General features: G+C 32.1%; 21 protein-coding genes, 2 tRNA genes and 1 pseudogene. 11 read left to right on the top strand and 13 right to left on the bottom strand.

Going from position 1 to position 23,657, the window contains the following annotated elements; genetic code table 11:
• Window positions 1-4 precede the first annotated feature (4 nt).
• Window positions 5-82: transfer RNA gene (locus Spiro2_RS00975), tRNA-Glu, on the bottom strand.
• 116 nt (window positions 83-198) lie between these two features.
• A tRNA-Glu gene (locus Spiro2_RS00970) sits at window positions 199-274 on the bottom strand.
• A 228-nt stretch (window positions 275-502) separates the two neighbouring features.
• On the opposite strand from Spiro2_RS00970, the gene Spiro2_RS00965 reads away from it, so the two are divergent.
• Complete coding sequence (locus Spiro2_RS00965) at window positions 503-2,776, top strand: aconitate hydratase (RefSeq protein ID WP_338636456.1); 2,274 nt, start codon at window positions 503-505, stop codon at window positions 2,774-2,776.
• A 188-nt stretch (window positions 2,777-2,964) separates the two neighbouring features.
• Here the strand turns inward: Spiro2_RS00965 and Spiro2_RS00960 are convergent, their stop codons facing one another.
• From Spiro2_RS00960 to Spiro2_RS00950, 3 genes are all read right to left on the bottom strand, one after another.
• Window positions 2,965-4,221: an ATP-grasp domain-containing protein gene (locus Spiro2_RS00960; RefSeq protein ID WP_338636455.1), complete on the bottom strand. Its 1,257-nt coding sequence runs from the start codon at window positions 4,219-4,221 to the stop codon at window positions 2,965-2,967.
• 60 nt (window positions 4,222-4,281) lie between these two features.
• Window positions 4,282-4,875, bottom strand: a complete 594-nt coding sequence (locus Spiro2_RS00955) for a cysteine dioxygenase family protein (RefSeq protein ID WP_338636454.1) — start codon at window positions 4,873-4,875, stop codon at window positions 4,282-4,284.
• Window positions 4,876-5,253: 378 nt separating this feature from the next.
• Complete coding sequence (locus Spiro2_RS00950) at window positions 5,254-6,147, bottom strand: IS982 family transposase (RefSeq protein WP_338634920.1); 894 nt, start codon at window positions 6,145-6,147, stop codon at window positions 5,254-5,256.
• A 98-nt stretch (window positions 6,148-6,245) separates the two neighbouring features.
• Between Spiro2_RS00950 and Spiro2_RS12715 the strand changes: the two genes are divergently transcribed.
• The 5 genes from Spiro2_RS12715 (at window position 6,246) to Spiro2_RS00930 (ending at window position 12,084) form a co-directional block, all read left to right on the top strand.
• Complete coding sequence (locus tag Spiro2_RS12715; protein ID WP_422398023.1) at window positions 6,246-6,617, top strand: SdpI family protein; 372 nt, start codon at window positions 6,246-6,248, stop codon at window positions 6,615-6,617.
• Between the two features lie 400 nt (window positions 6,618-7,017).
• Window positions 7,018-8,442 (top strand): SDR family oxidoreductase, encoded by a 1,425-nt coding sequence (locus tag Spiro2_RS00945; protein WP_338636453.1) that lies wholly within the window; start codon window positions 7,018-7,020, stop codon window positions 8,440-8,442.
• A gap of 229 nt (window positions 8,443-8,671) precedes the next feature.
• Entirely contained in the window at window positions 8,672-10,153 is a 1,482-nt protein-coding gene (locus tag Spiro2_RS00940) for a leucine-rich repeat domain-containing protein (protein WP_338636452.1), read from the top strand.
• 357 nt (window positions 10,154-10,510) lie between these two features.
• Window positions 10,511-10,918: an IS200/IS605 family transposase gene (tnpA, locus tag Spiro2_RS00935; RefSeq protein ID WP_338637741.1), complete on the top strand. Its 408-nt coding sequence runs from the start codon at window positions 10,511-10,513 to the stop codon at window positions 10,916-10,918.
• The gene (locus Spiro2_RS00930; RefSeq protein ID WP_338636451.1) at window positions 10,918-12,084 is read left to right on the top strand and encodes a transposase; all 1,167 of its coding nucleotides are present in this window, start codon (window positions 10,918-10,920) and stop codon (window positions 12,082-12,084) included. The genes tnpA and Spiro2_RS00930 overlap by 1 nt, the downstream gene beginning before the upstream one ends.
• A gap of 73 nt (window positions 12,085-12,157) precedes the next feature.
• On the opposite strand, the gene Spiro2_RS00925 is transcribed toward Spiro2_RS00930, so the two are convergent.
• The 5 genes and pseudogenes from Spiro2_RS00925 to tilS form a co-directional block, all read right to left on the bottom strand.
• Window positions 12,158-13,111, bottom strand: a complete 954-nt coding sequence (locus tag Spiro2_RS00925) for an HAD family acid phosphatase (RefSeq protein WP_338636450.1) — start codon at window positions 13,109-13,111, stop codon at window positions 12,158-12,160.
• A 16-nt stretch (window positions 13,112-13,127) separates the two neighbouring features.
• Window positions 13,128-13,988, bottom strand: a complete 861-nt coding sequence (folP, locus tag Spiro2_RS00920) for a dihydropteroate synthase (protein ID WP_338636449.1) — start codon at window positions 13,986-13,988, stop codon at window positions 13,128-13,130.
• Between the two features lie 98 nt (window positions 13,989-14,086).
• Window positions 14,087-15,627: pseudogene (ftsH, locus tag Spiro2_RS12710) on the bottom strand (ATP-dependent zinc metalloprotease FtsH); the annotation flags it as partial.
• 169 nt (window positions 15,628-15,796) lie between these two features.
• A complete protein-coding gene (locus Spiro2_RS00905) occupies window positions 15,797-16,060 on the bottom strand; it encodes a hypothetical protein (protein ID WP_338636444.1) in 264 nt (87 codons plus the stop codon).
• Between the two features lie 146 nt (window positions 16,061-16,206).
• A complete protein-coding gene (gene tilS / locus Spiro2_RS00900) occupies window positions 16,207-17,235 on the bottom strand; it encodes a tRNA lysidine(34) synthetase TilS (RefSeq protein WP_338636443.1) in 1,029 nt (342 codons plus the stop codon).
• 172 nt (window positions 17,236-17,407) lie between these two features.
• Here tilS and Spiro2_RS00895 point away from each other — a divergent pair, with 172 nt between their 5' ends.
• A complete protein-coding gene (locus Spiro2_RS00895) occupies window positions 17,408-18,607 on the top strand; it encodes a pyridoxal phosphate-dependent aminotransferase (RefSeq protein WP_338636442.1) in 1,200 nt (399 codons plus the stop codon).
• Here the strand turns inward: Spiro2_RS00895 and Spiro2_RS00890 are convergent.
• A complete protein-coding gene (locus tag Spiro2_RS00890; protein ID WP_338636441.1) occupies window positions 18,597-19,493 on the bottom strand; it encodes a hypothetical protein in 897 nt (298 codons plus the stop codon). The genes Spiro2_RS00895 and Spiro2_RS00890 overlap by 11 nt on opposite strands.
• Window positions 19,494-19,744: 251 nt before the next feature.
• Here Spiro2_RS00890 and Spiro2_RS00885 point away from each other — a divergent pair, with 251 nt between their 5' ends.
• Entirely contained in the window at window positions 19,745-20,116 is a 372-nt protein-coding gene (locus Spiro2_RS00885; protein WP_338636440.1) for a hypothetical protein, read from the top strand.
• Window positions 20,117-20,273: 157 nt separating this feature from the next.
• Here Spiro2_RS00885 and Spiro2_RS00880 read toward each other — a convergent pair whose 3' ends face one another.
• Window positions 20,274-20,492 carry a hypothetical protein gene (locus tag Spiro2_RS00880; RefSeq protein WP_338636439.1) on the bottom strand — a complete coding sequence of 73 codons (219 nt, stop codon included), beginning with the start codon at window positions 20,490-20,492 and terminating at the stop codon, window positions 20,274-20,276.
• Between the two features lie 496 nt (window positions 20,493-20,988).
• Here Spiro2_RS00880 and Spiro2_RS00875 point away from each other — a divergent pair, with 496 nt between their 5' ends.
• Entirely contained in the window at window positions 20,989-21,633 is a 645-nt protein-coding gene (locus Spiro2_RS00875; RefSeq protein WP_338636438.1) for a hypothetical protein, read from the top strand.
• 134 nt (window positions 21,634-21,767) lie between these two features.
• The gene (locus tag Spiro2_RS00870; protein WP_338636437.1) at window positions 21,768-22,229 is read left to right on the top strand and encodes a hypothetical protein; all 462 of its coding nucleotides are present in this window, start codon (window positions 21,768-21,770) and stop codon (window positions 22,227-22,229) included.
• 7 nt (window positions 22,230-22,236) lie between these two features.
• Here Spiro2_RS00870 and smpB read toward each other — a convergent pair whose 3' ends face one another.
• Window positions 22,237-22,680 (bottom strand): SsrA-binding protein SmpB, encoded by a 444-nt coding sequence (gene smpB, locus Spiro2_RS00865; protein WP_338636435.1) that lies wholly within the window; start codon window positions 22,678-22,680, stop codon window positions 22,237-22,239.
• 114 nt (window positions 22,681-22,794) lie between these two features.
• Between smpB and Spiro2_RS00860 the strand changes: the two genes are divergently transcribed.
• Window positions 22,795-23,655, top strand: coding sequence for a prepilin peptidase (locus Spiro2_RS00860; RefSeq protein ID WP_338636434.1), 861 nt, complete (start codon window positions 22,795-22,797; stop codon window positions 23,653-23,655).
• Window positions 23,656-23,657 lie beyond the last annotated feature (2 nt).

The following is a 23,657-nucleotide window of genomic DNA, read 5'->3' as shown; positions in this document are numbered from 1 at the left end:
AATTTGGTGACCCTTACGGGACTTGAACCCATGTTTTCACCGTGAAAGGGTGATGTCCCTGGACCGACTAGACGAAAGGGTCTACATATTAAACAATCTTTTTTAACAAAAAGAAATTTTAACTACAATGTTAGCACGCATAAGAAAAACATAGAAAACAAAAAAGCCAGCTTTTAAAGCTGGCTTTTTTAAAAAAAATGGTGACCCTAACCGGATTCGAACCGGTGTTACCGCCGTGAAAGGGCGGTGTCCTAGGCCTCTAGACGATAGGGCCATTTCTTCCGTGAACGGGTAAGTATTCTTTCAGCGAGAAAGAGTCAAGCTTTTTTGAAAAAAATTTTCTACCGCTTACTATTTGCCGGTAGATATTGAGATTTTTTATATCTTATAAGAAATTATTGTTTTGAACTTTGTTTCATAACTACCGACAACGCTATATGACTATAAATAAGGCACGCATTTTAAACAGACAAACATTATTCGTGTCTATTTCGGAGGATTTATGGTACAAGATATTGATATGATTAAAAAAGTTTATGCCAACTTTGCATCACATGTAGATGCTGCGCGCAAGCTCCTTGGCAGACCAATGACCTACGCAGAAAAAATTTTATATGCCCATTTAAAACCTCTTCACGGAGGAAAGGGTACAGAACTCAATAAATTTGGTAGAGGCAAAGACTACGTCGATTTTTTTCCAGATAGAGTTGCAATGCAAGACGCCACAGCACAGATGGCTTTACTACAGTTTATGTCTGCGGGCATTCCTAAGGTTGCTGTACCTTCTACAGTACATTGTGACCACCTCATTCAGGCTGAAATCAACGCAAAAACAGATCTTGCAACAGCCAATAAAGAAAATGCTGAGGTTTACGATTTTCTTGCTAATGTGTCCAAAAAGTATGGCATTGGCTTCTGGAAACCTGGAGCAGGTATTATTCATCAAGTTGTTCTTGAGAATTATGCATTTCCAGGCGGTATGATGATTGGCACCGACTCCCACACTCCTAACGCAGGCGGTCTAGGCATGATTGCAATTGGCGTTGGCGGCGCAGATGCTGTGGATGTCATGGCCGGAATCCCTTGGGAACTAAAATTTCCAAAGCTTATAGGCGTTAAATTAACTGGCGCATTAAAAGGCTGGGCATCCCCTAAAGACGTTATATTAAAACTTGCAGGCATTCTAACCGTTAAGGGCGGAACTGGCGCAATTGTCGAATACTTTGGCTCAGGAACAGCTTCGTTATCATGCACAGGCAAGGGTACAATTTGCAATATGGGTGCAGAAATTGGAGCAACAACATCACTATTCCCATACGATTCGCGTATGTCCGACTACTTACAAAAAACTGAAAGAGCAGAAATCTCCTCTGCCGCCAATGACATTTTAAGTTACCTTAAACCCGATCCCGAAGTCGAACAAAATCCAGAAAATTACTATGATCAAGTGGTAACAATTGATCTTGACACTCTTGAACCACATATTAACGGTCCGTTTACCCCAGATCTCGCAACACCTATTTCTGCTTTTGCAAAGGCCGTAAAAGAAAATAACTGGCCAAGCAAACTCAGCGCAGCACTCATAGGCTCTTGCACAAACTCTTCTTACGAAGATATCGACAGAGTGACTTCTGTTGCCAAACAAGCAGCATCCCAAGGGGTAAAATCCAAATGTGAATTTTTAATCACTCCAGGTAGCGAGCAGGTTAGGGCAACAATAGAACGCGATGGTCAATTAGGCGTGCTCGAAAAACTTGGCGCTAACGTGATGGCGAATGCATGCGGTCCTTGTATTGGGCAATGGAAACGCCACGGAGCGCAAGAAAAAAACTCGATTGTCACAAGCTTTAACCGCAACTTTACCGCCCGCAATGACGGCAACCCGAAAACACACGCATTTGTGGCTTCGCCAGAAACAGTCATTGGTTTTGCATTGGCAGGCGATCTCAGTATCGATTTTACAAAAGAGCCTGTTACCAATGAAAAAGGTGAAAAGGTTGTTTTACAAACTCCTAAGGGGCTTGATCTGCCAATAAAAGGTTTTGTTAAAGACGAACATGGCTATGTGGCTCCCGCGGCAGATGGCTCAAAAATTGTTGTCAATATCAACTCCAAAAGCGACCGCCTAGAAGCCTTAAGTCCTTTTAAAGCTCCTAATTTAAGTTCAGACTTCAATGAACTTCGTTTGCTTATTAAAGCTAAAGGCAAATGCACAACCGATCACATTTCTATGGCAGGAAGTTGGTTAAAGTACCGCGGCCATCTTGATAATATTTCAAACAACCTGCTTATTGGTGCCATTAACTTTTTTAACGGCGAAGCCAATAAAGTTAAAAATCAAGTCACTGGCGCAACAGGTGCAGTGCCAGCAACCGCACGCGATTATAAAGCCAAAGGTATAGGCTGGATTGTTATTGGTGAAGAAAACTATGGAGAAGGAAGTTCACGCGAGCACGCAGCACTTGAGCCTCGTCATCTTGGCGGCAAAGCAATTATTGTTAAAAGTTTTGCGCGCATTCACGAAACAAACTTAAAGAAACAAGGAATGCTCCCTCTGACTTTTGCAACACCTGCTGATTACGAAAAAATTCGCGAAGACGATACGTTCTCTATTAATGTTAAAGAGCTTGCTCCTGGTAAGCAATTAACTTTAACTATTAAACATTCTGATGGCGCGTCAGAAAATATTATGCTCAACCATACTTTTAACGATCAACAAATTGGTTGGTTTAAAGCAGGTAGTGCATTAAATTTAATTGCGGCGTCTAAAAACTAGAAAAAAATTTTAATATTGATTTTTTTCATCAATTAGCCACAATATTCTTTAAAAATAATATTGTGGCTAATTGAATGATCATCTAAAAAATTTATTTTCTATATTTTTTCTTAAATTACAAGATAAAATAAATATACCAATTAATAGTTACGAACCATCAAATATTAATTGGTATTTAATTATTGGCATTATAATTTTTCCACTTCAAAAATTTCATTTGAAATTTTATTTGCAAGTTCTAGATGATCAGTTATTTTGCGATCAAATTTTTTATTCCAATAAAATTCAGCAATACCTTCACGAGAGCGCCAGCATGTTGCATTTTCAGAAATATCACCAATTTTAGCATTGACATACAATGATAGCATTTCTTTAGGATAATTATTTAAAGGATTTATTTTTAAAATTTTACCCACTGGAGCTTTTAAAAAAGCAATAGCAGCGCTTCCCTGTGGCTCTGTTAATTTTATATTGTCGAAGTTAACTTTTTCTCCAAGCCAAGCAGCGATATGCAAATAATATGGATTAATATTATAAACTCGCTCAACCAGATCCATAATTCCATCACCACCTGGTCGAGCGCCTACCTCCATGAGATAAACATTATTATTTGGTGTTATTCTCATTTCTACATGACACATACCTTTATCAATTCCTAAAGCATCAACCGCTTTAATCGCAATATCATTTACCAAATTACTATTAGTATAAATTGAAGGCACAACATGGCCAATTTCAGCAAACCAAGGTTCTTCGCCTAAGTATTTATCAGTCACAGCGATAACGTGCTTTTCATTGTTTTGAACAAATATTTCTACAGAAATTTCATCTTTTGCAGAAATATATTCTTCTACCACATATTCTTCTTTTGAAATATTAAAAATTTCAAAATATTGATTTAAAATTTCAGAACAATGTTTAAATGCAGAAAATAATTCTTCTTCAGAATTTACTTTTATAACCCCGCCACTTCCACCAAAATCTTTGGGTTTAATTACAACTGGATAATTTAGTTTTTTTGCTAAAAAATTTAGCTCATCAAAATTTTTAAATTCAAAAATTCTAGGAATTGGTAAATCACTTTGTAAAAATGCATTTTTCATTTTAAATTTATCGCGAGACTTTATAACTGTATCTAAACTTAAACTAGGTAATTTAAAAAAATTTGAAATATTCGTAGCCGCTAGTAGAGTCCAATCATTACATGGAACAATACCTATGATCGATCCAGGTTTTAAAAGCAAAAAACTTTGTAAAGCCTGGATACATTCTGCACTATTTGTAGGATCTGCTTGCAATAAGTCATCTAAAAATCGATTTTTTAAATAAACATTGTTTTTTACTATTGCAATAACCTTACAATTAAAGTTTCGTAAGGCTGCAACAATCATTCTTTCACGCAAAAATTGATCTGCACCCAAAAGTACTAAATATCTTACAGACATTAACGACTCCATTTATTTTAATATTAATTTCTAATTTTTAAAATATGAAAATTATTTATATTAATTCTCATCAATAAATAGATCTGAAAAGATCAACATTCTTTTATCAAAATTTTCAAATTTTATAATTTGATTCTCATCTTTTGGCCACCATGCCCCACAACTATCATTGACAATACATTGTTTTTTATTCTTTACATCAAACACTCTCATATTAGAAATACTTGGTGTATAGAAATGCATTGTGACTAGTGTTTCTGTTCCTATTGATTTCATAGCATGAATTAAGTTTTTATGAATTATTAAACTATCTCCTTTTTTAAATTCTAGAATATTTAATGTTTTGTCTATTAAATTTAGACTTACGTTTTTAACATTCCCATTTAATACAAAAGCTAATCCTTCTGAAATTCCATGATCATGAGGTAAGCAGTATTTTTCTTTTTTCCAAGTCATTAAAATGAGCTCATACAAATCAGAATTATAAATAACCTTTCTATTATAAGGATTTTCGCAAGGATCTGTTAAGTATGGCATTACATCATCCAAATTTAATCTATATTCATCTGAATCAAATATTTTTTTTATATCTTTAATGCAAATATTTTTTTGGATATTTATACAATTAATTATTGACAAAATCTTATTGTTCATATAAGAAAATTCTCCATTTTTTAGAATTATACAAAATTTATATCCATTTATCAATTAAGAAAATATATATATCAACAATATTAAGACAAAAAAATTCTTCTTCTTTTAAATAAATATTAAAAAAAATATTGTCAATCATTATAACACTCCATAATCAAAGTAACTTTAAAAAATTTTACAATAAACTAACCAAAAAAATTATTCGTTGAAGTAGATGACCAAAAGTATTAGCTTTCAATTATTAAAAATTTTCTGGTTTTTATATTGACGTATTAAAAAGCAAAATATACAAGATTAAATCTCATTACTCCAAAATTTATTTATATTTAAGGAGAATAAAAAATAGAAATATGCCAATTAATAGTTGAGAAAAATCAATTAGAATTTGAATAAGTAGTTAAACAGGCAGGCAGAAAATCGTCCGAAAACATGGACGATAAGGCCTTTAGTCGATCGAACTTTTGATGCGATTTGAATACCGCTGGATTCAATTAACCAGTTAAAAAGGATTTCAATGGACTGCCGAATAGAGCTAACAGATTTAGAATAAACTTTCTCATCACTAGAAAGAGTTTTTTTATTCCGAGAGAGTTTAATTGGTGTGTGTAATTTAGAGTTTATTTGATTCAAGTTTTTTTTAGTTGATTTGTCACAGTAAGCACGATCGGCAAAGATTTGCGAATGTTTGAAGTTTAAAAGATCATTCTTAACAGCAGTTAAGTCGTGAGTTGCGGCGGGTGTGATTTTAAAATCAATAGGTGCGGCAAGTTTTTTATTTTGAAACAAAGCAGCGAGATGAAGTTTTAACCCATAGTAAAATTTATCTTTTGAAGAGCAATAGCCAATAGCAGAAATATCGTTTGCAGTATTGCACTTGTGCGCCCGAAAACCAGTTGTGAGTATAATAGGTAAAGAGTCAATAAGAATAAAAGGTTTGGATTTTGTTTTAGGGATTTTAAATTTATTATTTTTTAAAATAAAGTTTGCAAGTTCAGGAAAGAGTTTACTTAAGCTATTAAGTCTTGACAAAAATCCTTCATAAGAAGGCAAGTGAGGAAACCAGTTTGGAATAAAATTTTTAGTGAAGTTAAAAATAGCTTTTATATTTTTTTGTTTCATTAAAACTCCAAAGATGTAAATAGTGGTGACTTCTTGGTCTGTGAACGAGGGATTTGAGTTTGGACTAATTTTTAAAAAAGAGGTTGGAGAGAGTTGAGAAAAGAAATCGCAGGTAGTAAGGTATACAGTGATGAGTTGGCTCTGCCAGTCCATTGGTAGCTCCTTTGTTAATTTTGTTTGTGCAAAAATTATTTAACAAATTGGAGCTATTTCTTCAAGCCTCACAATAACTTTCTCAACTATTAACTGGCATAGAAATATACATAGATAATATATTACATATTTTTAGTTACTTTATAATAATAGGAATTGCGCAACTGTCTAAAGATAGTGAACCCAATAAAGTATTTGGTTATAGATCAAAAACTGCTTTTAAATCAAAAAAGAACTGGAGAGTATTAAACCTATATTTTTGCTATTATCTTACTATTACTCAGAATATTTTTTTAATTTTAAATATATTTTTTGTTATTTTAAAAATGTATTTAAGTGAACACAAATTATTTGTAGAATTTTCTCATGGATTTTTAGCTTTTTATATTGTTTTTTCTATTATATTTGTTATTATAAAAATAAAGCGTATTGAAAAAAAATTAAACCTTATACAAAATACTAAATTATAATAAAAAATTTATCTCTTTTAATACTACAATTCAATTCTTAGACTATCAGAAAGGCGCACTGGATCGCCAATTTTAAAGCTAAAATCTGTTGAGAATTTTTTAAAAGCTTGACTTGAACATTAACACGTCTTTTTGGAGAAGACTCAAACCTGATGGATAAAATATTGCCCATAACAAAAAGACTTAAAGAGTTTAACACTTTGTGATTGAGTTGAGAAAAAAAATTGATGATAGTAAGATATAAAAATGATGAATTGGATTTGCTAGTCCATTGGTAGCGCCTTTGTTATTTTTGTTTTCGCAAAAATTATTTAACAAATTATAGCTATTTTTTAAGCCTCATAATAATTTTCTCAGCTTTTAACTAGCATAACAAAATCATCACTTGAAAGAATTAATAATGAAAATATTACTGACAGGCGGAACAGGTTATATTGCTAAAAGATTACTTCCTGTTTTATTAAATAAAAAATATTCTGTAATCTGTTGCGTAAGAGATAAAAAAAGATTTAATGAAAAAAAATACAATTCAAATAATCTTAAAGTTATTGAAGTTGATTTTTTAGATAAATTATCTTTAAATAAAATTCCAAATGATATAGATATTGCATTTTATTTAATTCATTCAATGGCTACAAATACAAAAAACTTCGAAGAACTAGAAAAAAAATCTGCTAATAATTTTAAGGAAAAAATTCAAAATACTAAGGTCAAGCAAGTCATTTATTTAAGCGGACTTATTAATGAAGTCACTTTATCTAAACATTTAGCATCCAGAAAAAATGTAGAAAATATTCTTTCTCAAGGAACATATGCCTTAACTACCCTGCGAGCAGGAATTATTGTTGGATCAGGTAGTGCTTCTTTTGAAATCATGAGAGATTTGGTTGAAAAATTACCAATAATGATTACACCAGAGTGGCTAAACACAAAAACACAGCCGATAGCAATTAAAAATGTTCTAGATTACCTTTGTGGTGTTATAGGAAAAAAAGAAACATATGATAAAAGTTACGATATTGGAGGACCAGATATACTTTCCTATAAAAACATGTTATTAATCTTTGCTAAATTTAGAAAATTGCATAGAAAAATATTTGTTGTTCCTATTATGACACCAAAAATTTCTTCTTATTGGCTTTATTTTGTAACAGCAACATCATACCCTCTTGCTAAAAATCTTGTAGAAAGCATGAAAAACGAAACAATCTGTAAAGAAGCAAATTTAAATAAATTAATAAAAATAAATCTAATTGACTATAAAACATCTATTAAGTTGGCGTTCAATAAAATAGAACAAAACCAAGTTCTTTCAAGCTGGAAAGACGCTTTAACCAGTGAATTATTTAGTGATGGAATTTCTCAATATTTGGAAGTACCAAGTGATGGATGCTTTACAGACATTCGTAAAAAAAAGAGCGAAAATGTGGGAGTCTCGCTTGAAAAAATATGGTCAATTGGAGGTCAAAATGGATGGTATTCTGGTAACATGCTCTGGAAAATAAGGGGTTTTATTGATCAAATATTTGGCGGTGTGGGCCTGCGTAGAGGAAGAAAAAGTCAAACAGAATTATCAACAGGGGAAGCTTTAGATTTTTGGCGCGTTTTGGTTGCAGATAAGGCAAATAGAAGATTGCTTCTTTATGCAGAAATGAAATTGCCAGGAGAAGCCTGGTTAGAATTTAAAATAAATAAAAATAATATAATAGTTCAAACAGCAACGTTTAGACCGTTAGGTCTATTTGGTCGTATTTATTGGTACACAGTATTTCCATTTCACAGCTATATTTTTAATGGGATGATAAAATTTTTATCAAAAAAATAACAATGATAATACATTTACTTTGAAAAATTATGAGATATTTGATACTTAGTATCTAGTATATTTTTTATCGAGTATAAAACGTATTTAAAAAATCAATTAGAATAATTGAATATAATTAAATTAATTCGTTTGGATTTTGACGCTTCGAAATTTTTTGACGTTTTAACTTTATTAACTATTAATTAAAATAAATATTTAATAAAGTTAAAAATAATCGGAGATAATATTTATGCCACATATAAATTTTAAAAATTTTTTATTATATTTATCATGTATTTTATTATGCAATTCATGCAATAATAATTATAATTCAAGTAATAATATTGAACAAATTTTAGCTAAAAGCAATGTTGTACTTAATTCTAATTATTTAGAATGTAATAAATTTAATGTGAAAGAAAGTGATTTTAAAACCAATGAAGAATACAATTCATTTATTGAAATAATTTCATTACTAGAAAATAGAAACAAATTCTTAGAAAACAAAAAATTCACACTAAATGAAATTGAAAATGAAATTAAATTTTTTTATAATTTATCAAACGAATATGGTGATAAAATAGAAATTATAGATAATCCTGAAGTTGATAATATGATTTCTTGTAATCTTCAAAATTATTTTCATAAATTAAATGATCATTTATCAATTTTTCAAAATAGAATTATTTATCTTATTCCACAAAAAGATGGAACTAGCGTTGGAAAAATATCACGAAACAATGATGGAGAAAAAACGTTAGGTGGAGCAACTGGAAATTTAGCAGAATTGAGTGATTTTTATATTGATCATAAAAACTTAAAATTAAAAGATGATTATTTAGCATATAATTTTTTAAATAAAAAATCAAATGACGAAGTATGCAAAACACTTGAGTTAATCACAGATGGCAATAAAGTAAAAGGCTCAAAATTTCCAAACACAGTGACTACCGCTACTCCTTGTGAGATTGAAGTTCGTAATAGTTTAGATGGCGCTTTAGAAAGCACATTCACTGTCCTATTAAATCATACATATAGGTATTGGTGTCAAACAGATACAAAACTGCCTGCATACAAAACAGCACAAGCTGCTGGGTTGTGTGACAAAACAGATCAAGAAATTAAATATACTTTTAAAATATCAATGGATATTACTGATTCACCAAACGCAGATGAAAATAAAATCGAGGATATAAGTCCACTATCAGGTTTTTATTCATTAACTAAATTAAGTTTAGATAATAATAAAATAAGTGTATTACAACCCCATTTGTTGGATGATTTGTTATTGTTAAGTGATTTTATAATTAGTAGAAATAAATTAACTTCTTTACCTGTTGGTATTTTTGATAATTTTGCAATACTTGAAACATTGTATTTGTCAGGTAATGATTTTAATAGCATATCTAATAATTTATTACATAAAATTAAATATTTGGATTATTTTGGTATTGACACTACTTTTTTAAATAAAATTTCAGATAGTTTTTTTAAAAGCAACAATAACTTAAACACTGTTATTATTACAGAATATAGCAATTTATCTAAGATTCCAGCAAAATTATTTGATGGCGTTACTATAGGAAAATGTATTAAATTTTACTGTATTGGAACATGCGATATTCCTAATGAATTAGATACAAAATTAACAACAGAATTACAATTAGAAAGAGTAAGTACAGATTATTTAGTAAAATATATAAATAAAAACAATTTAGAAAGTTGCGACTAATATAATTAAATGTATTAGTTATTGTTTTAGTTTTCCTATTATTCTATTATTAAATGTCATATATTTGCAAATAGTTAAAGATAAAGCTAAATTTTTTACCAGAAACGAACGTAAAGCCCCGACTTCTAAAGCCGGGGATATAAGTGAGCTTAAAAGACCGCAGCACCAAACGGTGCAAGGTTGAATTGAAAGCCTGACGAGGCATGCAAAAAGACGATAGGAATTTTTGCTTGTCGAAAGTTGGCTTTAGCCGTACTATTAATCAGACGTAATTATAATTATTAATTTTTGATATAGAAAATTTGATATTTAAATAAATCGGTAGTACCCTATAATTAATAGGGGAGATTCATGACGATTGAGTTAGATTCTAATAATCATTCTGTATTTAGTTTAAACTATCATTTGATTTTGGTTATTAAATATAGAAAAAAAGTTTTAACAAATCAAAAAATGTTATTGCGACTTAGAGAAATTGCAGAATATATTGGGATAAGCCACAATGTAAAAATTAAGGAAATGAATGGGGAAACTGATCATGTTCATTTTTTGCTTAGAACAAAACCAAACTGTGAACTTTCTAAATATATAAATGCGATGAAATCGGCTACAAGTAGACTTCTTAAAAAGGAATTTCCTGAAATCAAAAAAAAACTTTGGGAAGAATCTTTTTGGACAACATCTTATTGCTTAGTAAGTGTAGGCAGTGCTCCTATAAATGTTCTGAAAAGGTATATTAAAAGCCAAGGTGGAGTTGAGCATTAATGATAACAACATATCACTACAGAATTAAAGATTCAGGGAAAGCAAATAGAGTGCTATCTCAAATGTCTCGTTCTGTAAATATGGTATGGAATTTTTGTAAACAAACTCAACAAGATGCTCTTAAAAATAAATCCGTTAAATTAATAGATGATAAAAAATCGGGTGAAAAAATTTCTATTCCGTATTTTTTTTCATCTTCAGAAATGGATAGATTAGTTGCAGGAAGTTCAAAAGAACTAGGTCTTCATTCTCAAACAGTTCAGGCTATTTCACAAGAATACATCACACGTAGAAAACAATTTAAAACACTCTTGCGTTGGCGTGGTAAAAAATCTCTCGGATGGGTACCATTTAAATCATCTGCAATTAAAATTCATGATGGAAAAATATCCTATAATAAGAATGAATTTTCTTTTTGGAATTCAAGAGAACTACCAGAAGATGCAAAAATAAAAACAGGCTCATTTTGTCAAGATAAGAGCGGTCATTGGTATTTAAATATTGCATTTGAAAGTGAATTAATCAGAATTAAAAGGGATGAAGACAAAGAAATTGGAATTGATATTGGAATAAAAACTCTTGCAACATGTTCAAATGGTGAAAAGATTGATAGACCAAACTTAAGAAAAAATGCTTTAAAAAAACTTCGCTATTTAAAAAGATGCCAACGATTTGCACAAAGAAAACAATCAAAAAGTAAAAAATATCATTCTCTTCCAAAGTCAAAACAAGAAAGAAAACTGCATGTAAAAGTAGCCAATATAAGACAAGACTATTTGCATAAAGAATCTACAAAACTTGTTAAAAAATGTTCCCTTATTGTTGTAGGTGATGTTCCTTGTAAATTCATGAATCGCAATAAAAAACTAGCAGGAATATCACTCGATTCGGGAATAGGGATGTTTAAAAATATGTTGAAGTACAAAGCCATTAGAGCTGCTTCAATATACAAAGAAATTTCAGAAAGAGATTCAACTCGGACGTGCTCAAAGTGTAGTGAAATACTACCACGGATCGGGCTTGGAGTAAGAACATGGACTTGTGAAAAGTGCAATACGATCCATGATCGTGATGTCAATGCGAGTATAAACATACTCAACGCATACAAGAACATGTTCCCTATCGGGCATGATAGGCCGACTCGTACAAAGAAAAATTCTAGCTAGTTTTTCTTTTGTATCTAGGGAATCCCCTTCCTCAAAAAATCGACGTTAGGAGGTTTTTAGGGAGGGGAGGATGTCAATATGAGTCAAACCCAGAAATCCTGTAAATAGGAATTTCTAATACTGGAGTAAGACGTCCTGAGTGCTGCGAATCCACAATCACATTCACTGCATTATTTGCTTCTAATGCCATAAATGCTAAATTTAAATATTCGTTTTCAAAATTACCTACAATATTATATTTTTCTGATATTTTTTTAACTTCTTCTGCTTTAAATAACTGATCATCAGCAAAAGGGTTATTTTTTAAAATTACTTTTTCTTCTACAAAAGGAAAATTAAATTTATTTAATTGCTCTAAGGTACCGGATCGCATTGTCTTTTCATATCTTCCAGTTAAATAAAAAACATCAATATTTTTATTATTAATTAACCTTACATACTCATTAGAATTTTCTAAAATTTGATCGTATTTTACAAGAGACGCTCCATCAAAAAATTTTTTCTTCCACATCCGTTCAATAGAAGAAAAAATACTCATTACTTGCTGATTACGTAAGTCAAATCCCGAATTTTCAAATAAATGAGATAAACTATAACCAACATGATTATAATTAATTTTAGAAATTTTTTGAATTAAACTTTTATCAAAATTTAACGGTGAATCTGAGCTCAACCATTCTTTTAAAATACCAATAGTTCTATAACCCACATCAAATAAAGTACCATCTAAATCAAAAACACATGCGGGTGGTTTTTTAGATTTTTTACATTTTTTTAAGATAAGATCTAAAATTTCTTTAGATGTAGAATCTCGAATATCCCAAGTTCTTGGCTCTGAGCGATAAATTCGACTGCGTGGATGGGGGTGGGGAAGTCCCATTGCAACTTGTTCACTAAAAAATATATCGATAGCCTGTTTAATAGAATCACATGCTCTTTGCAAAACAGGATGATGTGCAGCATCAGTTTCTTGCTTAATTGTGTCTATTTGTGTTTGTATTTTATGCCAAAGCTCATTAGCGTCCATATATTTATATTCCTATTTATGTTAAGCCTAATTCTTCTGGCATAACATGCGTTCTAATTATTTTAGCACCACTCGCAATGCTTTGCATCTCATATTTTTTAGACATTTCATCACGTAATAAAGGGTTATTAAGCTCTTGATGAACCATACCAATAAAAGATTTTCTTGATACTCCAATTAAAATTGGGGCATTTAAGTTTGTTAATTTTTTAATAAATGGTTCAGATAAAAGTTCTATATTATGTTCTAGAGATTTACCAAATCCAATTCCTGGATCTAAAGCAAGAAATTTTACACCCTCGCTTTGCACATATTGCATTCTTTCTAATAAAAAGTCGTACACTTGCTGTGAACAATTATAATATTGCGGATCAAGCTGCATTGTTTTTGGAATTCCCTGCATATGCATAATGATATAACCGAGATCATAATATGCCGCAACTTGAGCTGCATTTCTATTTTTTGTAATATTTTCGATTTCAATGTTTTCTACACGTCTAGAAGAAAACTGATCGTTAATAATATCTATCAAACTATCTTTAGCGAGTTCATTCATGACAATAGGAGAAAAACTATCAATACTAATTAAGACCTTTGATGGTAAAATATTTCTAACGGATTTAATAATATCATAAACCCTTTCGAGTTCAATTTTAGGCTCAATGCATTGCGAAAATGGTCTTGTAGAAACACCACCAAAATCAATGATATGAGCGCCATGCTTAACCAAGCTGATTGCTTTTTGAATGGCATTTTGTTTCGTATTAAATTTACCACCATCACTAAAACTATCTGGAGTTAAGTTAACAATCCCCATCCAAACCGGTTGTTTGTCTTCACAAATTTCTTTAAATTTTTCTGCACCAGTCAAACACATAAGTCGTCCTTAAATATTTTATTAGAACTAAAATTAAAAACCTCAAATCCCCTATCAAGAATTTGAGACTACTTTTGGCAACTTAATTACAGATTATTTTATGCTGGAGTTGGCGTTGTATTTAAAGAATTAATTGGGTGAGATGACGATTGAGCATCTAATTTTGTACCCGAATTATTATCTCCTTTTTCATCTTCACTTATCGACTTTTTAGATTGAATTTCTTTAATTTTATCACTATCAGCACTATTATTAATAATTTCTAAAAATTCTTCGCTATCAAGCGTTTCAACTTCTAAAAGGATATTTGAAACTCGTTCAAACACATCCATATGATCGATTAAAACTTGCTTAGCCAACTCATACTGAGTATTTATAATTTTAGACACTTCCATATCAATTTCGTGAGCTAACGATTCAGAATAATTGCGAGCCTCACCCCAATCCCGACCTAAAAATGGATTTTCACTCTTTTGGCCAAAATTGATTGGCCCTAATCGACTCATCCCAAATTGGCAAACCATACGACGCGCCAAATCAGTTGCCTGTTGAATGTCGTTTGAAGCACCTGTCGTAAACTGCGAAAACTTAATTTCTTCTGCGGCACGACCGCCCATAGCAAAAGCAATTTTGATTAAGAGGTCATCTTTAGAGTAGCCATAAACATCTTCAGAAGGAAGATAAGCAGTAACACCCAGCGCTTGACCTCTAGGAATGACTGTAATTTTATGCACGTTTTCTCTTGATTTTAGATAATGTGACACAAGAGCATGTCCCGCTTCGTGATATGCGGTGACGCGAATTGTTTCTTTAGGCAATACAGCACTCTTGCGTTCTGGCGCATAAGGATTTTATCTTTAGCCGCTTCAAAATCCTTTTCTATAACCCGCTTAGCACCATTGCGCGCTGCCATTAACGCCGCTTCATTACAAAGATTTTCAAGATCTGCACCAGAAAAACCAGGAGTTCCAAGAGCAATACGTTCTACGTTAATGTCATCAGAATGTTTAATTTTTTTCATGTGTACAGCTAAAATTTCTTTTCTGCCTTTCACATCTGGCAAACCAACCATCACTCTTCTATCAAAGCGACCAGGTCTAAGAAGAGCAGGGTCAAGAACATCAGGGCGGTTTGTCGCAGCAATGACAATAACGGCATCATTCGCCTCAAATCCATCCATTTCTACAAGTAGCTGGTTTAATGTTTGCTCACGTTCATCGTGTCCACCACCAACTCCTGCTCCACGATGACGACCTACTGCATCAATTTCATCAATAAAAATAATACATGGAGAATTTTTCTTTGCATTTTCAAACAAGTCTCTAACTCGAGAGGCGCCCACGCCAACAAACATTTCGACAAAGTCAGAACCAGAAATTGTAAAAAATGGGACTCCTGCTTCTCCAGCAATTGCACGAGCAAGAAGGGTTTTTCCTGTTCCAGGAGCGCCCATCATTAAAATTCCTTTAGGAATTCGTGCACCAATTTCTTGAAATTTTTTATGATCTTTAAGAAACGAGACAATTTCTGTGCATTCTTGTTTTGCTTCTTCTATTCCTGCCACATCCTTAAATGTTACTTTATTTGAGCTATCAGGTTGTAATTTTGCACGACTTTTACCAAAAGACATGGCTTTACCGCCTGCACCTTGAACATTGCGAAATAAAAATAGCAATAATCCAATTAATAGCAACACTGGTAGCCAGAGAGTCATAAAGCTTAACCAAACACTGCCTTCTTCTGGCTTTTCGTAATTAATCGGAACTTTACGTGTTTCTAAGTCTTTACGCAATTGACCACGTACACCCTCATCGGGACGAACCATAAGTTGTAATAGTCGAATTATTTTTTAATTTTGCAGTAATTTCGTCTCCGCGTATACTATCAGAACGAATGCTCACACTCATAATACTTTGGGGATCGCCCGCTGGTTTTTGAATATAGCTTTGAAACTGCGGATATGTTTTTTGTACATCTTCATGTGGTTTGTACAAAAATTTTAACGAAAGTACAAATAAGACAATAATAGCCGCCCACACTAACGCAGCTTTTACCCAGGATTCTTTACCCATTCGAGCTCCTTAACGTTTCCTTTATGCAGTCTTAAGTTCTAAGACTTGTAGTAAGTATCTTATGTTACTAAACAGGCGAACTCTACACCCTCTTCAACAATTTGCAACCAATGAGAGGTTAGTCAAGCCGTCGAGAAACATGATTTTCAATATTTTTGTTTTAAAAACTGTATCTTTATATTATCATTATCTTTCATTAAACAAGCAACCCAATCATTTTTTAATTTGACTTCTTTAAGAATAAGCCTACTTTTTTTTAGAAGCTCCATCTCATGTAAAAGATTTGCCATCACATTTCTACCCAGAATATTTTTTAATTCTTTGTTTTTATTAATGATTGTTCTATATACATCAGACAGACTCATTCCATTCAAAACCAATATTTGCTGATTTTCCTCGAAGCCATCATCTTCCACAAAAGTTTCTAAATGTTCTACAACATGCTTTGACAATGATTGAAATGATTTCTCATAGCTGGGTCTTAAATGTTCAAAATGCGGCAGGATGCTGTTTCTAATATAATTTCTATCATAGTCATTACTTAGATTAGAACTATCCATTCTAAATAAGATCTGCTCATCATGACAGTACCTTTGTAAGCACTTGTAAGATATATTAAAAAATGGTCTAAAAAACAAATTTTGCTCATCAAACTGCTGAATCCCAACCAACCCATTTAAAGAACATCCTCTTAATATGTGCAATAAAACACTTTCAACATGATCTCGAGCATGATGGGCAGTGACAATAAAATATTTTCCTATCTTTAAGCTTTTTTGCAATTCTTGACAAAGAGAAATTGCCTGTGATTTTCTCCAGTTACGCGCATCATTTTGAAAATTTTTTGCTTTCATATCTTTAACTTGCAACTCATTTACGTAAAGAGGAATATTATATTGGGAGCAATATTGAGACACAAAAACAACATCTTCTTCTGATTCTTGTCCTCGTTGTTTATGGTTAAAATGTTGCGCAACGAAAACAAATTTTTCTTTATTCTCAAAATGTTTTGAATTTAATATTTTAAAAAATGCATTTAACATGCACATGCTATCCATGCCACCAGAAACTTGAAGATTTAAAAGAATTTTTGTATGACAATCTTTACTCATTAATAGAATTTTTTTTAGTAAGTCATATTCAAATTTGGCTAATTCTTTTTTAAAATTTGTCATGCAAAACTCTTTCTGCAACTTCAGCCTAACTTGATCGCTGTATGTTTTCCTGATAACACAATAAAGATGTCTTATATTAAAGACTTAGTTTAAACTTTAATATAAACTGCGCAATAAAATGAGTTTATATAATTATTAAAAAAAATCATCAAATTTTATTGAAAGTATAATAATGCAAAGATCAAGTCGAATTGCACACCGCTGGAATGAAACTGGCACAAGCATATTTTCTGAAATTACTTCGCTTTCCAATATTTATAACGCTGTTAATTTAGGTCAAGGGTTTCCCGATTTTTATGGCCCCTCTCAAGTTATTGATGCAGTCTCTAAAGAAGTGTTAACTTGCCATAATCAGTATGCGCCATCGCATGGAGAAGAACGATTACGCCAAGAAATATCTTTATTTGTAGAATCATTTACGGGTGTTATTTATAATCCTGAGACAGAAATTACAATTACTTGTGGTGCTTCAGAAGCAATTTTTTGTGCAATCAATGCTTTTGTAAATCCTGGAGATCGAGTGCTTCTTTTTGAACCTGCATTTGATTTATACTACCAAGCTATTGCAAATGCAGGAGGAGTTGCAGTTCCGATTCGACTCCATGCTCCAGATACAGCGGTTGGCATTCGCGGAGGCGGATGGAGTGTTGATTGGAGCGAATTCGATGCCGCATGTGCTGCGGGGGTGTCACTTGCAATTATAAACTCTCCTCATAACCCTACAGGAAAGGTTTTTACAGAAGAAGAACTCGATAGAATTGCTTCAAAATTATTAAAAAAGAATACTCTCATTATTAGTGATGAAGTTTATGAAAATCTTGTTTATGAACCAGCGCGCCACATCTCACTCTGTTCGATTCCTAAAATTCAGCACCTTGTTATACGAGTCAGTTCTGCAGCAAAAACATTTGGGTTTACAGGATTAAAAACGGGATGGGTATGCGCTCCGCCACATTTAACCAATGGAATCCGTCTTGTGCACCAAGCAACTGTATTCTGTACAAGCCCATTTACACAATTAGGATTAGCCGCTGCCATGTCTAACAAAGTCTGGCTAGATAACTATTTAAAGACACAAAGAGAAAGTTATCAGACAAAAAGAAATTTTTTAAAAAGCATCTTAGAAAGAGCGGGCTATTCTGTAAGCAATTCGGAAGGAACCTTTTTTCTTGCCGCAAATTACGAACACCTTGCTGGAGATATGTCTGATACACTATATACAAAACAGCTTATTGAAACCTATAAAATTGCAACAATCCCATTGTCTTCGTTTTATAAAAAAGCACCAAAAAGTCTGCCTTGGATACGGTTCGCGTTTTGCAAAAAAGATGAAACATTAAAACATGTTGCAGACTTATTGCTCAACACTTAGCAGGAAGCACACCTGTCCACAAACGAAAACTTTCTTGCGCCTGAGCAACCAACATCGTTTTTCCGTTTAAACATCTCATAAGTTTTTTCTGAGCGAGTTTTAGGGGCTTGGTATCAAAATAAACCAAATCAAGATAACATGTTGTCTCTGTATTTAACTGTGTAATAAGTTGCTCTGCAAAAAGATTGTTATCTCTATAACTCCCTTCTGCATGTTCTCCTATTCCAAGTGGCAAAGTGTTTACGATAACTGTTAATTTATTTTGTTTTCTTATGTTATAAATCAACTCATTCAATACAGTTTCATTAAGATTTTTAACAACAAGTTTCTCGTAACATTCTAAATAATCATAATTTTTTATTGTCTTTTCTGGAGACCGCGTGACACAAAGCATTTGAGAGCAATACGAATTCATCATACCGTAAAACAAGGCCGTGACCGCAGCGCCACCTCCTCCAAGAACAAGCATTTCAAAATAAGTTTGCGGTTGTATCAGTTGTTCAATCGACTTTGTAAAGCCTATAATATCTGTATTTTCTAAACACAATTGATTGAAAGTATTTTTATAAATTGTATTGGCAGATTTAATTTTTTTAACAGTTTCTGACTGAATAACATCATTGAGATTTAAAACACTGCTTTTAAAAGGATGAGTGACGTTAGCACCTAAAAAGTTATCTGCTGTAACAATACCTTGTGCAGCAAGCAAAAAATCATTTTGGTTCTTAGAAACAAAAGGCAGATAGACACAATTTAAGTTTAGTGATTGAAACCATTTTTTATGAATTTCAGGAGACAAACTGTGGCCAATATTTGTGCCAAATAAAAAACACAGCCGAGTTTTCCCAGCTGGCGCCAAAGAATCTACATCTGAAATCCCAGTCACTACATAACCCCTTAAAATAACTAAGAAAAACAAAATAATACAAAAGTTATTTCTTCGCCATTTTGCCAAAATTTCACTAGAAAGACAATAAGACTCGTAAAATAAACTCAAGCTATTTTTGTAAATGTCGATAATTAATTGAAGCGCAAATACAATGCATCGGGAGGATGCCCATTTGCGCAGAACGCGTCGAGATGACGCTATGTGGCTGTTTTAAAAAAATCATCCTTGATGATGGGAGAGGAAAACATATGGTGGTTCGTAGAAGAAAAAAAGCTGGTACTTCAAAAGCTAAAAAAGTTACAGCTGGTAAAAAACGCAGAAAATCTACTAAGTCTAAAGTAACTAAAAAAAGAAAAGTTACTAAAAAAACGAAAAGTAGAAAAACCAAAGCTAAACGCACAACTAAAAAAACAACTGCGTCAAAGAAAAGAAAAACGAAAAGAAAAGTTTCAGGTAAACGTAAAACAGCTGCTAAACGCAAGCCTACAGCTAAGAGACGTAAATCTAAGCTTTCTCTAGTTTCTAAATCTACTCGCAAAAAAAGCACGAAGAGAAAGGCGACTGCTAAAAGAGTTGTTGCTAAGAAATCTGCTGATAAGCATCTCAAACAAGCGGGATAAACTTTAAGGTTTATCTTGCTCCTCTTTTGCTACAGATTATTTAAAAATCTGTACCTACCTATGAAGAGTTTGATAATTTAATTATTAAACTCTTTCATACATTTTACTTATAAAAAAATAAAACCTAGTAATAAATAGTGGTAAAAATAATTAGGTTTTAACTTTCTGAATTATTATTTTTGGCGTTACGATTTTTTAAATCATCAGTTAATTTATTTAGTATTTCCGAAGAAATAGCAACAATATCTTTGTCAGCGAGCCCATATTCTCTTAAATCTTTAAAAAGATTTTCAGCAATAGCTTTTGTTAAATTTGCTGAAGAACTATAATTTGGAGATTGACTAATATTTTTAATTGTATTTAAAAATGAGTTCATGAATCACTCCTCTTCAAAAAAGATACAAAAACCTCTATTTTTTAAACAAAACTTAAAAATAGAAACTATGTATAACACTTTCTAGTAAGCAACATTCATGCCAAATCAAAAACATATGATTTTATAGTAAAAAAAAATAATTTGATACAATTCTTAAAATAAAGTGTATCTTTTTTGATTCAGGTTATGACAAATGTGTGGTATATGAGACACGTTAAATTTTTTTGCTACTTTTTGAGACACAATCTCAATAACATATAATAAACTAAAATTATTTAAAAAAAAAAGAAATATTTTTTTTGCAATTTACAAAGTCAGCCATAAGACAGACAATTCACTTAAAATCAAGGACGATAAGAATCAAAATTCCAAAGAAGCCAAAAAATTGTCTTGACCATTGCGAGTTAAAGTCGCATGTATTTGTTGCTGAATGTTTTTTAAGCTTGTTGTTTGCTGTATTGTTATTAATAAGAAGAGAAGCCATCAAGGAGACGCTATGGATATGCACGAACTGATTAGGCAAATGGAACGAGCTGAAAGGGTATGGCCAGATGAAAGACCATGGGCAATACAAGTCCTTGCAAGCTACTTACACGTTCAACCGCCTGAATTACTAAATCTATTTCGCCAAATCAATCCAACTTTGGAAACAGAGCGCGATCAGGTTCTTCCTGAAGATTTGCGCCTTTTAAAAGCATATTGCGAACGTATTATTGAAAGAAATTCTCAAGAAAGTCTTGAAGACAAAAGAAGAGAACAAGTGCGTGCCCGCAAAACCATTCAAACTCTTTCCCCCAAAATAGCAGAAATGATTGCAGCGCGCGATCACGTCCGCGCTTTAAATTCATACATTTATTTACTTGGAGAAAGTGGAGAATACGCATTGCCCGAAGAAAAGGCTCAATGGTATGAAGAAATGGGACGTCTTTGCTTAAAAGTAAAAAGGCATCCTAATGAAGCAGCGCGCTACTTTCGCTCGGCCGTTAATGCGTTAAGTCTCTTAGAAGACGCCGACGGTATCCAAGACCTTTTAGAAACATACGATGAAGAATTTCAAGGCGATGAAGCAAGACGTTCGTGGGACTCTGTGATTTCTACAGGAAAAGAATCTCTTTCAAAACTAACTTGCAGTGTTAGCTAATAAAAAACAAATCCAGCAATGCAATCTCTATAATTACATACCGTTTACACTCAATCATTTTAACATTGCTGGAAATTGAATTTTTAATTATAATAATAATTTATATAAGATTAATTTTTTCTTGAGGAATTAAAATGATTAAAACAGTCAAGTTACTCGGAATTTTTTATGCAATTGGTTCTTTTATGGTTGGGTGCTCAACCTCCAGCAGGTCGATAGAAGAAAACAACAACTTACCCTCACAAAATGAAATACAGGGTTATAAAATCATTAGTGGTTTAAATAAAGATTCTGTTTCTATCGAAGTTGACAAAGATGATAAAATTGCTGTTGTACTCAAAGATATTACAACAACATCCTATAATTATCTTGAACCTCGTTTTTCTGGTTCAATGGTAAAGTTTGATGGGAAAAATAAATGCTGTATGCCTAAAGGAGTGGCTCTTGGAAACTCTGGCAACGTTGTTTACAAATTTTCTTTTATTGGAGAAGGAAAAACAACTATCACTATTGTGGCTCGTCAGAAAAGTGAATCACCGACTGCAAAATCCCTTGAAAACGATAAAACTTTTACAATAAATGTTGACATTGATTAATTGAATTTTAACGGCGCAATGCTCTTTGAGCCTCTTTTTTTGCGTCTTTTTCTTTTGCAGATTCACGCTTGTCATGATGCGCTTTACCTTTTGCAAGCCCCAACTCAATTTTAATTCTATTGTTGTCATCAAAATACATTTCTAAAGGAATCAATGTATATCCTTTTTGTCTTGTTGCGGCATCTAATTTTTCTATTTCCTTACGCTTTAATAATAACCTGCGCTCACGTCTTTCTGCATGATTAAGATAACTGGCATTTTTTAAGGTGGGAATATAAGCGTTCACTAACCAAGCCTGACCTTCTCGAACTAAGGCATAACCTTCTACAATACTGCCATGTCCTTCTCTCAGTACTTTTACCTCACTTCCTTTTAAACTAATACCAGCTTCAAACTTTTCTTCGATGTAGTAATCATGCCAAGCTTTTCTATTTTTTGAGATTGATTTCATATTACACTCGTGTTCAATTCTATTGCATTGCCATATGTAACAAGTAAGATACTGGCAAAAACAGTCCAAGCAGCATAGTTGATTGAATTCTTTAATTTTGTCAAGGAAAATGACATGTCTGTTGAATTAAATACATTGAATATTATTATTGGAATATTTATTTTTGCATTTGGAGTTAGTATTGGCAGTTTTTTAAATGTAGTTGCCTATAGAGTTCCACAAAAAATATCTCTTGTTTCACCAAGAAGTTTTTGCACTCATTGTAAAAAAAATATTCCAAATATAGATCTTATTCCTATTATTGGTTTTTTCTTAACAAAAGGAAAGTGCTCAAATTGTAAAACAAAAATCTCATATCAATATCCATTTGTTGAGTTATTAACTGGAATTTTAACACTTTTTGTATTTTTTAAATTTTTAACTCCATTAGATTTAATAAATATTATACCTTATTTTAATTATGATAATTCAATTCAATTTGGTAAATTTCATTTTACTAATTTTGTTCCATTTTTTACTTCATTATGGATTATTTATACAGGTATTGCTTTATCAATTATCGATATAAAACAGAGAATTTTACCAGATTTCATTACAATACCTGGAACCATAATTGGCTTTATAATTGGCTCTCTTAACCCAGAACTTGGATGGCTTGAAAGCCTAATTGGAATTGTGGCAGGAGCAGGAGGACTTTACGGCATATCTTCTTTATATAAACTCATAAGAAATAAAGATGGAATGGGAATGGGAGATGTTAAATATTTGGGTTTTTTAGGCGCAGTTTTAGGTTGGAAAGGGATTGTTTTTACTTTATTTTATGCGAGTATAACTGGTGCTATTGTTGGAATAATTTGGGGAATTATAACAAAAAATGGCTTAAAAGAAGCTATTCCTTTTGGACCATTTTTAGGATTTGGAGCCTTTTTAGTCAGCACCTTTGGTGTAGAAATTGCACATTATCTATTTGGATAAAA

Origin of the sequence: Spirobacillus cienkowskii (genome assembly GCF_037081835.1) — a bacterium.
GTDB lineage: Bacteria > Bdellovibrionota_B > Oligoflexia > Silvanigrellales > Silvanigrellaceae > Silvanigrella > Silvanigrella cienkowskii.
The sequence above is the reverse complement of the archived record's forward strand: the minus strand, read 5'-3'. Positions and strand labels throughout refer to the sequence as shown.

Coding starts and splice junctions, on each gene's coding strand:
- Spiro2_RS00965 (WP_338636456.1), top strand. CDS start 503: ATGGTACAAGATATTGATATGATTAAAAAAGTTTATGCCAACTTTGCA.
- Spiro2_RS00960 (WP_338636455.1), bottom strand. CDS start 4,221: ATGTCTGTAAGATATTTAGTACTTTTGGGTGCAGATCAATTTTTGCGT.
- Spiro2_RS00955 (WP_338636454.1), bottom strand. CDS start 4,875: ATGAACAATAAGATTTTGTCAATAATTAATTGTATAAATATCCAAAAA.
- Spiro2_RS00950 (WP_338634920.1), bottom strand. CDS start 6,147: ATGGACTGGCAGAGCCAACTCATCACTGTATACCTTACTACCTGCGAT.
- Spiro2_RS00945 (WP_338636453.1), top strand. CDS start 7,018: ATGAAAATATTACTGACAGGCGGAACAGGTTATATTGCTAAAAGATTA.
- Spiro2_RS00940 (WP_338636452.1), top strand. CDS start 8,672: ATGCCACATATAAATTTTAAAAATTTTTTATTATATTTATCATGTATT.
- Spiro2_RS00930 (WP_338636451.1), top strand. CDS start 10,918: ATGATAACAACATATCACTACAGAATTAAAGATTCAGGGAAAGCAAAT.
- Spiro2_RS00925 (WP_338636450.1), bottom strand. CDS start 13,111: ATGGACGCTAATGAGCTTTGGCATAAAATACAAACACAAATAGACACA.
- folP (WP_338636449.1), bottom strand. CDS start 13,988: ATGTGTTTGACTGGTGCAGAAAAATTTAAAGAAATTTGTGAAGACAAA.
- Spiro2_RS00905 (WP_338636444.1), bottom strand. CDS start 16,060: ATGGGTAAAGAATCCTGGGTAAAAGCTGCGTTAGTGTGGGCGGCTATT.
- tilS (WP_338636443.1), bottom strand. CDS start 17,235: ATGACAAATTTTAAAAAAGAATTAGCCAAATTTGAATATGACTTACTA.
- Spiro2_RS00895 (WP_338636442.1), top strand. CDS start 17,408: ATGCAAAGATCAAGTCGAATTGCACACCGCTGGAATGAAACTGGCACA.
- Spiro2_RS00885 (WP_338636440.1), top strand. CDS start 19,745: ATGGTGGTTCGTAGAAGAAAAAAAGCTGGTACTTCAAAAGCTAAAAAA.
- Spiro2_RS00880 (WP_338636439.1), bottom strand. CDS start 20,492: ATGAACTCATTTTTAAATACAATTAAAAATATTAGTCAATCTCCAAAT.
- Spiro2_RS00875 (WP_338636438.1), top strand. CDS start 20,989: ATGGATATGCACGAACTGATTAGGCAAATGGAACGAGCTGAAAGGGTA.
- Spiro2_RS00870 (WP_338636437.1), top strand. CDS start 21,768: ATGATTAAAACAGTCAAGTTACTCGGAATTTTTTATGCAATTGGTTCT.
- smpB (WP_338636435.1), bottom strand. CDS start 22,680: ATGAAATCAATCTCAAAAAATAGAAAAGCTTGGCATGATTACTACATC.
- Spiro2_RS00860 (WP_338636434.1), top strand. CDS start 22,795: ATGTCTGTTGAATTAAATACATTGAATATTATTATTGGAATATTTATT.